The sequence below is a fragment of the Roseomonas sp. F4 genome (genome assembly GCF_053891155.1).
Map to the genome: position 1 here is coordinate 139,976 of NZ_JBSSHK010000002.1, position 12,090 is coordinate 152,065.

The 12,090-nt window shown below is 67.7% G+C and carries 11 protein-coding genes; 6 read left to right on the top strand and 5 right to left on the bottom strand.

Translation table 11 applies throughout. From position 1 onward, the window contains the following. Nucleotides 1-36: 36 nt before the first annotated feature. The 4 genes from ACVFYP_RS08120 to ACVFYP_RS08135 form a co-directional block, all read right to left on the bottom strand. Nucleotides 37-639, bottom strand: coding sequence for a glutathione S-transferase family protein (locus ACVFYP_RS08120; RefSeq protein WP_499199658.1), 603 nt, complete (start codon nucleotides 637-639; stop codon nucleotides 37-39). Nucleotides 640-712: 73 nt separating this feature from the next. Further along, complete coding sequence (locus tag ACVFYP_RS08125) at nucleotides 713-1,183, bottom strand: GlcG/HbpS family heme-binding protein (protein WP_499199659.1); 471 nt, start codon at nucleotides 1,181-1,183, stop codon at nucleotides 713-715. A 70-nt stretch (nucleotides 1,184-1,253) separates the two neighbouring features. After that, nucleotides 1,254-2,714: a hypothetical protein gene (locus ACVFYP_RS08130; RefSeq protein ID WP_499199660.1), complete on the bottom strand. Its 1,461-nt coding sequence runs from the start codon at nucleotides 2,712-2,714 to the stop codon at nucleotides 1,254-1,256. A gap of 24 nt (nucleotides 2,715-2,738) precedes the next feature. Next, a complete protein-coding gene (locus ACVFYP_RS08135; protein ID WP_499199661.1) occupies nucleotides 2,739-4,391 on the bottom strand; it encodes an electron transfer flavoprotein-ubiquinone oxidoreductase in 1,653 nt (550 codons plus the stop codon). 99 nt (nucleotides 4,392-4,490) lie between these two features. Here ACVFYP_RS08135 and ACVFYP_RS08140 point away from each other — a divergent pair, with 99 nt between their 5' ends. The 3 genes from ACVFYP_RS08140 (at nucleotide 4,491) to moaB (ending at nucleotide 7,846) form a co-directional block, all read left to right on the top strand. After that, entirely contained in the window at nucleotides 4,491-5,303 is an 813-nt protein-coding gene (locus tag ACVFYP_RS08140) for a uracil-DNA glycosylase (RefSeq protein ID WP_499199662.1), read from the top strand. A 251-nt stretch (nucleotides 5,304-5,554) separates the two neighbouring features. Next, complete coding sequence (locus ACVFYP_RS08145) at nucleotides 5,555-7,234, top strand: lytic transglycosylase domain-containing protein (protein WP_499199663.1); 1,680 nt, start codon at nucleotides 5,555-5,557, stop codon at nucleotides 7,232-7,234. Nucleotides 7,235-7,306: 72 nt separating this feature from the next. After that, the gene (gene moaB / locus ACVFYP_RS08150) at nucleotides 7,307-7,846 is read left to right on the top strand and encodes a molybdenum cofactor biosynthesis protein B (RefSeq protein WP_216872992.1); all 540 of its coding nucleotides are present in this window, start codon (nucleotides 7,307-7,309) and stop codon (nucleotides 7,844-7,846) included. A gap of 15 nt (nucleotides 7,847-7,861) precedes the next feature. Here moaB and ACVFYP_RS08155 read toward each other — a convergent pair whose 3' ends face one another. Next, nucleotides 7,862-8,773, bottom strand: a complete 912-nt coding sequence (locus ACVFYP_RS08155) for a hypothetical protein (protein ID WP_499199664.1) — start codon at nucleotides 8,771-8,773, stop codon at nucleotides 7,862-7,864. Nucleotides 8,774-8,969: 196 nt separating this feature from the next. Here ACVFYP_RS08155 and ACVFYP_RS08160 point away from each other — a divergent pair, with 196 nt between their 5' ends. The 3 genes from ACVFYP_RS08160 to ACVFYP_RS08170 are packed head-to-tail and all read left to right on the top strand — an operon-like array spanning nucleotide 8,970 to nucleotide 11,887. After that, nucleotides 8,970-9,701, top strand: a complete 732-nt coding sequence (locus tag ACVFYP_RS08160) for an inositol monophosphatase family protein (RefSeq protein WP_499199665.1) — start codon at nucleotides 8,970-8,972, stop codon at nucleotides 9,699-9,701. After that, nucleotides 9,610-11,139: an N-acetylneuraminate synthase family protein gene (locus ACVFYP_RS08165; RefSeq protein ID WP_499199666.1), complete on the top strand. Its 1,530-nt coding sequence runs from the start codon at nucleotides 9,610-9,612 to the stop codon at nucleotides 11,137-11,139. Before ACVFYP_RS08160 ends, ACVFYP_RS08165 begins: the two co-directional genes overlap by 92 nt. A gap of 37 nt (nucleotides 11,140-11,176) precedes the next feature. Then, nucleotides 11,177-11,887: an acylneuraminate cytidylyltransferase family protein gene (locus ACVFYP_RS08170; RefSeq protein ID WP_499199667.1), complete on the top strand. Its 711-nt coding sequence runs from the start codon at nucleotides 11,177-11,179 to the stop codon at nucleotides 11,885-11,887. The last annotated feature ends 203 nt before the right edge of the window (nucleotides 11,888-12,090 follow it).

The following is a 12,090-nucleotide window of genomic DNA, read 5'->3' on the forward strand; positions in this document are numbered from 1 at the left end:
AGGGGCCAGGTAAAAGGGGCCCGCGGTAGGGGGGCCTTACCCCTCCCGCAGCTTCCGCGCGGCCAGTGCCGCCGGGCGGTTCACGGCGGCGTCAAGCCAGGCCTTCACCTTCGGGCCGAAGGCATAGCCATTGGCCCAGCCGCCATAGAGCACGCTGGCCAGGTTGCAGTCGGCCATGGTGAAGTTCTCGCCCAGCAGCCAGGGACCGCCGGCGGCCAGATGGGCCTCCAGCACCGCCAGGCGCTGGTCCAGCGCGGCGATGCCGGCCGCGGCCTGGGCCGGGTCGCGCTGCTCGGGCGGGCGGATGAAGGTGTTGTAGGCCCATTGCATGGCATGGGGCTCGACCTCGGTCGCGGCCCAGAGCGTCCATTGCAGCACGCGTGAGCCATCATCGCCGGCAGGCATCAGCGGCGCGCCGGCCTTGGCGCCGAGATGCAGGTTGATCGCCAGGCTCTCGAACAGCAGCAGCCCGCCATCCTCCAGCGCCGGAATCTTCCCGTTCGGGTTGACCGGGGCCATCGCATCCTTCAGCCCCGGGCCGAAGCCGACCGGCACCACCTCATAGGCCAGGCCGGCTTCCTCCGCCGCCCAGATGCAGCGGAAGGCGCGGCTGCGTGCGACACCGTGGATGCGGAGCATGTTTTTCGATTCTCTTGCGGTTGCGGGACAAATCTGCCCCGCAACCGCATGCACGGCAATCAGGGCCGATAGATCAGGTGGGGGCGTCGCCGGTATCGGCGATCAGCCCGGCGGCCTGAATGCCGGCGACGGCGCAGATCTCATCCTTGTCGGACAGGTCGCCGGAGACGCCAACCGCGCCCAGCACCGCGCCATCCGCCGCGCGCACCAGCACGCCGCCCGGCACCGGTACGGCGCGGCCGCCGGCCAGGTCCGACAGCGCGTTCATGAAGCCCGGCATGGACTGGCTGCGCCGCGCCAGTTCCCGCGACCCGAAACCCAGCGCCATGGCGCCGAAGGCCTTGCCCCAGGCGATGTCGGGACGCAGCAGGCTGCTGCCATCCTCCTTCAGCGCGGCCTTCAACTGGCCACCGGCATCCAGCACCACCACGGTCAGCGGCGCGAGGCCCAGTTCCCGCCCCTTGGTGAGGGTGGCGTCCAGGATGGTACGGGCGGCGGCGGCGGTGATGCCGTGCTGGAATCCACCGGGGGCGGCATGAGTCATGGGTGTTTCGCTCCAAGAAAGTCAGGCTGTTCCTCTGCCCGCAACCAAGCCGCACGGGAAGGGGGGTCTCCTATCGTATCGGCAGAACCACCGGGCCGATCTCCCCGCCCTCCGCCAGATGGGCGGTCAGGTGCAGCAGCCGCGCCTCCTCCGGCACGGTGAATTCGATCAGGATTCGCGGGGGATCGCCGGCCAGCAGGGCCTCGTCCGGCACGCCGACCGGCACGGTCACCGCGTCTCCCCCCGGCTCCGCGCGCCAGGTGATGGCGGTCAGCGCGGCGCGGAGGCGGCCGGCGAGGGGCAGGGGGTTGAGCTGGCCGGGGCTGAGGAAGCCCGGCTGGTACAGGGCGAAGGCACCCTGGCGCTGCAAGGCCTGCCGCGCCGCGGCGCGAATCGCCGCCACCGGGTCGATCGTCGCTTCCACCTCCGCCGAGGCCTGGCCGTCGCGGTCCAGATAGCGCAGGCGAAGGGTCTGCGGCTGGAAGGGGCGGGGCTGGCGCAGGGTCGGGGCGGGGTCATCCGCCATCTGCGGCACCGCCACCCAATCCGCCCCGTCCCAAAGCTGCACCGCCTGGGCCGGCTCCGGCACCGTGATGCGGATCAACAGGGGCTGGGCCGGCTGGCCGGGGGGCGGCATCGCGGTGGCGACCGAAAGCCGTCGCGCCGCCACCTCCCGCACCCAATCCAGCGTCGCGACGCCCTGGCGCAGGGCCAGAGCGCGGCGGGGGTCGAGGAATCGCTCCGCCAGCGCAGCGAAGCGCGCGTCATCGGCGAAGGCCTCCACCACCGGGGCGATGCGGGCGGCGATGGCGATGGTCGGCCCCAGCGGCAGGGTGGCGGCGATTTGCGCATGCGCCCATTCCGCCTGGGCCAGCAGGTCCTCGGCCGGCAGCACCGGCAGCGACAGCGCCGCCGCCTCCAGCGTCGGACGGGATTGCGGCCAGCCCATCAGCGCCTGATGCAGCAGCCGCGCATCCGGGCGCGGTTCCGGGGCGCGGCGCAGCGCCTCCACCAGCTCCGCCGCCGCGCCGGCGCGGTCGTGGCGCGCATCCCGCAGCAGGGCATTGAGCAGGAATTCATCCGCCGAGGCGGGGTAGGGACGAAGCGGCGCATCACGCCGCATCAGCGCGGCGCGCAGGCGGGGTGCCTCCCAGGGCGGGTCGGGCGGCGTGCCGAGATGGCGGTCCTGCCACTGCGCCAGCGCCGGGACCAGCCCCGCCAGCATCCCGCGCGGCCCGGCCAAGACTGCCTCGGCCAGGGCGAGCCCGGCAAACAGTGGCAGCAGCAGCGCGACCGCCTGGGCCAGTCGCGGCAGCACCCGCCGCAGCGGCACCGCCAGCCCGAGCAGCACCGTCAGTGCCAGCGCCAGCCAGGCGGCGAGCGGTGCCACCGGCTGCGCCAGATCCGCCGCCAGGGCCAAGGCCAGCGCCACCATGCCCAGCAGGGCCGCCGGAAGGGGCTGCCACCCTGGCGCCCGCGCGGCGGCGGGCAGGGCGGCTTGGATCTCCGCGCGGCGTGGCATGGCGACCATGGCGGGGGCCGGATGCGCGGAAGGCTACATGCCGCCGATGTAGTTCGGGCCGCCGGCGCCTTCCGGCGTCTTCCAGTCGATGTTCTGCAACGGATCCTTGATGTCGCAGGTTTTGCAGTGGACGCAGTTCTGCGAATTGATCACCAGATGCATCTCGCCCTCGCCATTCCCGGCCTCGGCGCCCACGGCCTCATAGACCGCGGCGGGGCAGTAGCGGCTTTCGGGCGAGGCGAACTTTTGCCAGTTCGTGCCCTTCCAGGCCGAGGGGTCCTTCAGCACCAGGTGACTGGGCTGATGCTCCTCATGGTTCGTATTGGACAGGAAGACCGAGGACAGGCGGTCGAAGGTCAGCACGCCATCCGGCTTCGGATAGGCGATCTTCTTGGACTCGGCCGCCGGCTTCAGCGTCTCATGGTCGGCATGGTGGCTCCAGGTCCAGGGCGCCTTGCCGCGCAGCACATAGGTATCCAGCGCGGCGGCGGCCATGCCGCCCCAGAAGCCGTATTTGGCGAAGCCGGGGCGGATGTTGCGCACCCCCTCCAGCTCCGACCAGACCCAGCTCGCCTTCAGGGCGGTCGGATAGCTCTCCAGCACCGGCGGGGGCGCATCCCCGTCCAGGGCCGCGGCGATCGCCTCGGCGGCGACCATGCCGGACTTCATGGCGGTATGGGTGCCCTTGATCTTCGGCACGTTCAGGAAGCCGGCGGTGTCGCCCACCAGCATGCCGCCCGGGAAAACCAGCTTCGGCACCGCCTGCAACCCGCCCTCATTCAGCGCGCGGGCGCCGTAGCTGATGCGCTTGCCGCCTTCGAGGAAGCCGCGCACCGCCGGATGGGTCTTAAAGCGCTGGAATTCGTCAAAGGGGGAGAGCCAGGGATTCGGATAGTCCAGCCCGACCACGAAGCCGACCGAGACCAGGTTGTCCCCCAGCATGTACAGCCAGGACCCGCCATAGGTGTCGGAAGACAGCGGCCAGCCGGTGGAATGCCACACCAGGCCGGGCGTGTGCTTCTCCTTGGGGATTTCCCAAAGCTCCTTCATGCCGAGCCCGAAGGTCTGCGGCGCGACACCCTCCCGCAGGCCGAACGTCTCGAACAGGCGCTTGGTCAGGCTGCCGCGGCAGCCCTCGGCGAAGACGGTATAGGTGGCGCGCAGCTCCATCCCCGGCTCGTAGGACGGGCCCTTGCTGCCATCCTTCAGGATGCCGGCGACGCCCGCCACCACACCCTTCACCTGCCCATCCTCAATCAGGGTGTGGGAGGCGGCGAAGCCCGGATAGATCTCCACCCCCAGCGCCTCGGCCTTCGCACCGAGCCAGCGACACACATTGCCGAGGGAGACGACGTAATTGCCCTCATTGTGCATCTGCGGCGGCGTCGGCAGCTTGAAGCCGCGCGACTCGGTCAGCAGCATGAAGCGGTCATCGGTCACCGGGGTGGCGAGCGCCGGCGGATCGTCGCGCCAATCCGGGAACAGCTCATCCATCGCGCGGGGTTCGAGCACGGCGCCGGACAGGATATGGGCGCCGATCTCGCCGCCCTTCTCCACCAGGCAGACATTGGTGTCGGGGCGGGCCTGTTTCAGCCGGATGGCGGCAGCGAGGCCAGCAGGGCCACCGCCCACCACCAGCACATCGAATTCCATGCTCTCCCGGGTTTCGGCCGCGTCACCGGACATGCGCTGTTCCTTCGGTGTTCCTTGGGAACTGGGATGTAGCCTCGCAGCCCATTGCGCGGAACCCCGAAGCGGCCCGATATCGCCCCCATGCAGGCAGGAATGCGCGAGGAACTGCTGGCCGCCCTGCGGCTGCAGCTGGATTGGGGGGTGGATGAGGCGCTGGACGACGCGCCCATCGACCGATTCCGCGCGCCCGCAGCCGCCCCGGTTGCAGCGGCCCCGATGGCGGATGCGGCGCCGGAACTGGCGCGCCCGGCGATCCGCCCGGCGCCCACCGCGCTGCTGCCCCCGGGCCTGCCGCCCGCCGTCCTGGCCGCAGGCAGCCGGGCCGCGGCAGCGCAGGACCTGGCGGCGCTGCGCCAGGCCATCGCCGAGACCGACAGCCCGCTGCGCGACACCGCCACCAACCTGGTCTTCGCTGACGGCGTGGCGGAAAGCGGGCTGATGATGATCGGGGAGGCGCCGGGCGCCGATGAGGACCGGCTGGGCCGGCCCTTTGTCGGCGTTTCCGGCCAGTTGCTGGACCGGATGATGGCCAGCATCGGGCTGGAGCGGTCGCGGAACTTCTACCTGACCAACATCCTGCCCTGGCGCCCCCCGGGCAATCGCACGCCGACGGATGGCGAGATCACGCTGTTCCTGCCCTTCCTGCTGCGCCACATCGCCCTGGTGCGGCCGCGCCATATCGTGCTGCTGGGCGGCACCCCGGCCAAATCCCTGCTGCGATCGAAGGAGGGGATCACCCGGCTGCGCGGCCGCTGGCACCGCATGGACACGGGGGACTCCCAGCTGCCGGCGCTGCCCACCCTGCATCCGGCCTATCTGTTGCGCAGCCCGGCAGCGAAACGGGATGCCTGGATGGACCTGCTGTTGTTGCGACGCACTCTGGACGGTGAAGCCACAAGCGATTGAAAAATAATGCGTCAACAAAATGCAGTAACAGACTGATTCGACGTGAGCGATCTAAAAAATTAATATTGTCTCATGATTGGGGGTTGTCAGGTGGTCACACCCCGCCTTAGGGGTGGCCCGCCATGCAAGCGCTCTGCCCCATGGCCCGGCGTTCCCCATCTGCCGCAGCCCTCGGGCTGCTGCTGATGGCAACGACGTTGACGCTGGGGGTTCAGGCTCCCGCCGTCGCGCAACGGGTCGACCAGACCGCCATGAGCGTCCCACGCCCTGCATCGCAGGGCCGGGACGCCGGGTTCCCGCAACCCCTAGCGCCATCCGATGCGGCGCGCCTTCGACGTATCTTCGATCTGCATGCCAGGAACGAGATCGCGCCATCGCTGCGCGAAGTGGAACGGCTGGAAGACCGCCGGCTTATTGGCCATGTGCTGGCCGATCGCTGGCTTCGCGCCGGCGTGGAGCCGCCGCTGCCGGATGTGGTGGCCTGGCTGACCGATTATGCCGACCATCCGGATGCGCCCGCCATCCACGCCATCCTGGTGCGCCGTGCCCCCGCCGGCATGACCCTGCCCGCCGCGCCGCGCGAGGATCGCCTGGCCGATGGCGCCGAGGAGGTGCCGGAGGAGCGCGAGCCCCCAACCCGCCAGATCACCCGCAACCCCAGTCTCGACCGTTCGGTCCGCGAGCGCGCGCGGGAGGATGCCGAGGGCGCGCTGGCTCAGATCGAGCGTAGCCGCGCCAGCGGTGCCTATGCCGCGCTGCTGCGGGCGGAGGTGGCGCAGGCGCTGTTCCAGCAGGGGCGGGATGAGGAGGCCTTCCGCATCGCCTCCGCCGCCGCCCGCGAATCCGGTGGCACTGCCTTTCCGGGCTATATCGCGGGCCTCGCCGCCTGGGCGCTGAACCAGCCGGAAGCGGCGCTGGCCTATTTCGAACATGCTGCGCGGTCGGAGATCGCCGCCCCCGCCACCCGCGCCGCCGCCGCCTTCTGGACCGCGCGCGCCGCCGTGCGCGCCCGCCGACCCCAGGCCTATGTGCCCTGGATGATGCAGGCGGCGCAGGAGCCGCGCACCTTCTACGGCCTGGTCGCCCGCCGGGCGCTCGGCCTGCCGATGGGCTTCGCCTGGCAGAGCGAAGTGGCCGGGGAGGGGGAGGCCGCCGCCATGGCCGAGACCGCCGCCGGCTGGCGCGCCTTGGCCCTGCTGCAGATCGGCCAGCCGGCGCGGGCGGAGGCGGAGCTGCGCGCCCTGTGGCCGCGGGTGCAGGGCAATGCCGGCGTGGTGCGCGCCATGCTGCTGGTCGCCTCCCAGTCCAATATGTCGGAGCTTGCCTCCCAGCTCGCCACGCTGTCGCAATCGGCCGATGGGCGGCCGCGCGACTTCGCCCGCTTCCCGCTGCCGCGGCTGGAGCCGATGCACGGTTTCCGGATCGACCCGGCGCTGCTTTATGCGCTGGCGCGGCAGGAATCGAACTTCGATCCCCGCGCCATCTCCCCGGCCGGAGCGCGCGGCATCCTGCAGATCATGCCGGCCACCGCCAGCTATGTGACGGGCGACCGCAGCCTGCGCGGGGCCAATGTGGCGCGGCTGCACGACCCCGGCTTCTCGCTGGAGGTGGGGCAGCGCTACGTGCATCACCTGGCGCAGATGGGACAGGTGGACGGCGATCTGATCCGGCTGCTGGCCGCCTATAACAACGGCCCTGGCAACCTCTCCCGCTGGCTGCCGGCGGTGCGCCACCGCACCGACCCCTTCCTGTTCATCGAGAGCATCCCGGTGGGGGAAACGCGGGTCTTCGTGCAGCGTGTGCTGGCCTATTCCTGGATCTACGCCGCCCGGCTCGGCCTGCCCTCACCCTCGCTCGATGCGCTGGCCACGGGGCGGTTCCCCCAGTTCCAGGGGGCGCCAGCGGTCGCGGCGATGCTAATCTCCCGCTGAATACTGGATCGCATGATTCAGACCTCCGGTGCCTTCGCGCCTTCGGTCATCATGCTCTGAGAGGCGGGCGCCATGCCGATCGACGAATCACGCAAATTCCTGCCGGTGCGCATCGCGGTGCTCACCGTCTCCGACACCAGGGACCTCGCCTCCGACCGCAGCGGGGACACGCTGGTCCAGCGCATCGAGGCCGCCGGCCATGTGCTGGCGGCGCGTGCCATCCTGCGTGACGAGGCCGGGCTGATCGAGGCGCAGCTTCGCGCCTGGATCGCGGACCCGCAGGTGGATTGCGTCATCACCACCGGCGGCACCGGCATCACCGGCCGGGACGTGACGCCGGAGGCCTTCGCCCGTGTGCTGGAGAAGGAGATCACCGGCTTCGGCGAGCTGTTCCGCATGCTGAGCTATGCGAAGATCGGAACTTCCACCATTCAGTCCCGCGCCATCGGCGGGGTGGCGGGTGGTACCTATCTGTTCGCGCTGCCGGGCAGCACCGGGGCCTGCAAGGATGCCTGGGACGACATCCTGGTGCATCAACTCGATGCCCGCTTCCGGCCCTGCAATCTGGTGGAACTTATGCCGCGGCTACAGGAACACCTGCGCGCGGCCTGAGCCATTGGCCGGCGTTCAGGCGCTGGCGGTGCGGCGCAGCGCGACCTCGTAGCCCAGCTTGCGGCGGATCTCCTGCCGCACCGGGTCGTTCTGGTCCTGCGCGACGAATTTCACCGAGAAATACTGGTCGGCGACGCGGCGCGCCTCCAGCGCCTGGGGAAGCTGGTGGAACTCCTCCAGCGTCATGGGTTCGCGCCACTGCTTCTTGCGACCGGAGACCGCCTCGAAGAAGGCGCCATCGGTGGTGACCACCAGGTTGCGCGTCAGGCGGAGCTTGCGCTTCGCCACGTAGCCCGCGACCAGGGTCGGGACGGCGATTTCCTCGAAGGGATAGGTCTTGAACCAGGGGCGCTCGGTGTCGAAGGCCTCGAACTTCAGCATCAGCGCCATCAGTTCCAGAAAGATGCTCTTCCGGAAGAAAGCGGCCTCAACCCGTGACTTGCGCAGCTTGCCATCCGGCACGATGGTCTGGGCCAGGCGGACGAAGTTGGTGTCCTGGCTCGCCTTTTCGAAATAAGGATCTTCCTTGTACAGGTGCTCCTTGTGCAGGCAGCCGAGATCGTAGCTTTCGATGTAGGAGGCCGGAAGTGTTCGGAAGAACAAGTCCGAGCTGGTGTGGATCAGCACATAGTCAAATTCAAGACCGAGGCGAATCGCCTCGATGACATTGGCATAGTGGAAGCCGAGCAGTGAGGAGATCACGCCCGTGCCGCTGCCATAGGATGTCGTGTTAAAATGGACGTTCGGAATCGCTGCAAAATCCACGCCGCGCGATTCGGCATCCCGAAAGAAGTCCTGATAACCATCCCGTGAGATATGCGCAACGTGATGCAGCTTGGCTTCGAAGGCTGTATTGTAATTCAGAAATTGCTCGAAAAGCTCAACCGGCCTGGTGTGGGCGCATACGCTACAAAGAACGGTCGTCATTTGGTCTTATCCTTTGGGATGGCGTACTCTACCGCCCCGTTGCTGGATTCAACTCGGCAAGGGTGGATGTTGACTTTCCCAGGGGAGAGGAAGATCTATAAAGGCAACGGGTTCGTGCGGCATTCGGGGTACCGCCAACTTCCTCTCTATGTAGCCGCCCGACCAAAGGCAACATCACAATCTGGAGTGACGACGCATGCAGGTGCAGGAGGTGCGGTCCTTTCTTCAAGGGGCGATGGACCTGGTGAAGGCGGGTCTTCCACAGATCCTGGAGCGCCGGCGGGATGTTTCCTGGAAGCCCGATGGAAGTCCGGTCACTGCCTCCGATGTCTTCGTCGAGGAGATGATTCGACGCTACGTCACTGAAAATCTACCGGGTGCCGACTTCGTGGGGGAAGAAAGCTACAGTACTTCCGACCAGCTCGGTGATGGCTATCTTGTACTTCTGGATCCGATCGACGGTACCGAAAATTTCTGCTCCGGCCTGAAGGAGTGGGGCGTATCACTCGGCGTATGGAACCGCGGCGGTCATATTGGCAGTCTGCTTCTTCTCCCGGAGCTTTCCGAATCGCTCATGACGGGCGACAGAATCGTCCATGAGACCTCTCGCATCGTCGGCTTCTCGTCGTCTTTTTGTGAGGAGATCGCCCGCCAGATGGGTGAGGTGAGGGAGTCGCGGATCACCGGCTGCGCGGTCTATAACCTGTACAACGTGGCGCGGGGGTCTTTCGCGCGCTTTTGCAACCCGAAGGGCGCCTACGCCTGGGACCTTCTGCCGGGGCTCATGCTGGCGCTGGAGCAGGGGTGCGACGTGGCCGTCGATGGGAGCAAGTTTGATGGACGATTTCTCGAACCTCATCGCCGATATCGCGTCGATATACAGCACCGACACGATCTTCATCCTGGGCAAGGGCCGGTCGGCGGATGAGGTCCGCAAGGACGTCTTCGCCGGTTCCCTGGTCATCGGTCTGAACGATGCGGAGCGGATCGCCCCGGCCGACATCACCGTCTTCCATGCGGACTGGGTGAAGCAGGGCCTGCGCGCCGCCGGCTACCGGTCCCAGCTCTATATCACCTCCACCGACTTCGCCGTGCCCGGGCGCAAGGTGCTGCGCGTGCCGCACCACACGCTGACCCAGGAATCCTCCGACCTCGTCATGCAGCGCTTCATGACGGATGAGCTGGCGCTGGAGGATATCCTTTTCCTCACCGCCCTGAAGGTCGCCCGCCTGGTCGCCAAGGCCCGGGGGCGGACCCAGACCGTCTATATGGTCGGCTTCGATTTCCGCCCCGAGACCGGCTACAGCCACGAGATCACCACCGACTTCGCGCCGCAATCGGCGGAGGAGAAGCAGGCCAAGATCTCGTTGCAGGAATTTTACTTCCTCAACACGCTTTACTTCCTGCAACAGTCGAACCTGGAAGTGAAACATGTGGGGGAGCGCGCCTTCAGCGCCATCTCCCCGGATGACCTGAACCGCCAGTTCCTGGGCAACGCCGCGGTGCCGGACGCGCCGCGGTACAATGTGTCCGTGGTGGCGGAGATGACCACCAACCATTTCGGCGACCGGGCACGGCTGGAGCGGATGATCCGCGCGGCGCGCGCCGCCGGCGCCGATTATGTGAAGCTGCAGAAGCGCGACGTCGGCACCTTCTACAGCCAGGAGCAGCTGGACTCGGAATACCGGTCCCCCTTCGGCCGGACCTTCGGCGACTATCGCCGGCAGTTGGAGCTTTCGGCCGAGGACTTCGCCTTCGTCGATACGCTGTGCAAGGATCTGGGCATCGGCTGGTTCGCCTCGCTGCTCGACCTGCCCTCCTTCCAGTTCATGCAGCAGTTCGAGCCAGAGCTGGTGAAGCTACCCTCCACCATCTCCGAACATACGGACTACCTCTCCCATGTCGCGCGCAACTATCGGCGCGGCGTTGTGCTGTCCACCGGCATGACGGACCAGGCCTATGAGCGCTGGGTGCTGGAGAACTTCACCAATTGCGAGCGGCTGTTCCTGATGCAGGCGAACAGCGCCTATCCGACGCCGCTGCATGAATGCAATGTCGGCGTGGTGCGGCATTACGACCGGCTGTCCAGGCAGCATCGCCAGATCGTCCCCGCCTATTCCAGCCATGACTTCGGCTGGAAGGGCTCCGCCCTGGCGGTCGCCGCCGGGGCGCGGATGGTCGAGAAGCATGTGAAGCTCGGCAACACGGACTGGGCGCATTTCGACGCGGTGGCGGTGGACCTCACCACCCCGAAATTCCGCGAATATGTCGATGCGATCCGGGAGGCAGAGCTGATCGTGGGCAGCGAGGAAAAGCGGGTGAACCCCAGCGAGCACCACAAGTATTTCGTCAAGGCCGCCAGCTGACCCGCCGGCCCGTCGCCGCCTGCCTCCGGAGAACCCCATGCTGCCCTATATTGGTTTCCTGCCCTGCCGTGCCGGCAGCGAGCGGGTTCCGAACAAGAACACCCGCCCCTTCGCCGGCTTCGAGAAGGGCCTGATCGAGCTGAAGCTGCGGCAGATGGCGGCGGTGGCGGAGCTGGCGGAGATCATCGTCTCCTCCAACGACCCGATCGTGCTCGACTACGCGGCCGATTTCGCGGCCAAGGTGGATGCGCGGGTCCGCCCCTTGCCCCGGCCCGACGAGCTCGGGCGCAGCAGCACCACCATGGATGAGTTCATCCTCTACATCGCCGAACTGGTGCGGGACGGGGTGATCGTCTGGAGCCATGTCACCTCCCCCTTCGTGCGCGGGGAGGACTATCTGGAGTTTATCCGGGCCTATGAGGATTGCGTGGCCCGTGGCCATGATTCGCTGATCACCGTGACCAAGCTCCACAAGTTCCTCTGGGATGAGAACGGGCCGATCAACTACAATCCGCATCCCGTCAAATGGCCGCGCAGCCAGGACATCAAGCCGATCCTGGAAATCAACCATGCGGCCTATGTGATGCCCTTCTCCGTCATGCGCGCCACCGGCGACCGTATCGGCCAGAAGCCCTATTTCATGCCGATCGCCGAAGATGTCGCGATGGATATTGATTGGGAGGATCAGTTCATCCTGCTGGAACGCCTGGCGCGGCTGAAGCAGTCCGCCGGCGAATCGCTCATCTGACCGCGCGCGGCCGCGCCGCCAACCTTGCGGGCGGGGCTTGCTGCGATGCACAATGACCTTGTCATTTCGTGTAGATACGGGGATGGTCCGCCGGCCCGGGGGTCGGCGTTACCTGGGTTGATGGGCCGGCGACGGGTCGTGGATATCCGCATCGGCCGGCACCGTGGTGGCGAGGGGCGCGCCGCCGCGTGGCTGTGGGATGG

What these genes read in the sequence shown, in the direction of transcription:
- ACVFYP_RS08120 (WP_499199658.1), bottom strand. Translation starts at nt 639, where the DNA reads ATGCTCCGCATCCACGGTGTCGCACGCAGCCGCGCCTTCCGCTGCATC.
- ACVFYP_RS08125 (WP_499199659.1), bottom strand. Translation starts at nt 1,183, where the DNA reads ATGACTCATGCCGCCCCCGGTGGATTCCAGCACGGCATCACCGCCGCC.
- ACVFYP_RS08130 (WP_499199660.1), bottom strand. Translation starts at nt 2,714, where the DNA reads ATGGTCGCCATGCCACGCCGCGCGGAGATCCAAGCCGCCCTGCCCGCC.
- ACVFYP_RS08135 (WP_499199661.1), bottom strand. Translation starts at nt 4,391, where the DNA reads ATGTCCGGTGACGCGGCCGAAACCCGGGAGAGCATGGAATTCGATGTG.
- ACVFYP_RS08140 (WP_499199662.1), top strand. Translation starts at nt 4,491, where the DNA reads ATGCGCGAGGAACTGCTGGCCGCCCTGCGGCTGCAGCTGGATTGGGGG.
- ACVFYP_RS08145 (WP_499199663.1), top strand. Translation starts at nt 5,555, where the DNA reads ATGAGCGTCCCACGCCCTGCATCGCAGGGCCGGGACGCCGGGTTCCCG.
- moaB (WP_216872992.1), top strand. Translation starts at nt 7,307, where the DNA reads ATGCCGATCGACGAATCACGCAAATTCCTGCCGGTGCGCATCGCGGTG.
- ACVFYP_RS08155 (WP_499199664.1), bottom strand. Translation starts at nt 8,773, where the DNA reads ATGACGACCGTTCTTTGTAGCGTATGCGCCCACACCAGGCCGGTTGAG.
- ACVFYP_RS08160 (WP_499199665.1), top strand. Translation starts at nt 8,970, where the DNA reads ATGCAGGTGCAGGAGGTGCGGTCCTTTCTTCAAGGGGCGATGGACCTG.
- ACVFYP_RS08165 (WP_499199666.1), top strand. Translation starts at nt 9,610, where the DNA reads ATGGACGATTTCTCGAACCTCATCGCCGATATCGCGTCGATATACAGC.
- ACVFYP_RS08170 (WP_499199667.1), top strand. Translation starts at nt 11,177, where the DNA reads ATGCTGCCCTATATTGGTTTCCTGCCCTGCCGTGCCGGCAGCGAGCGG.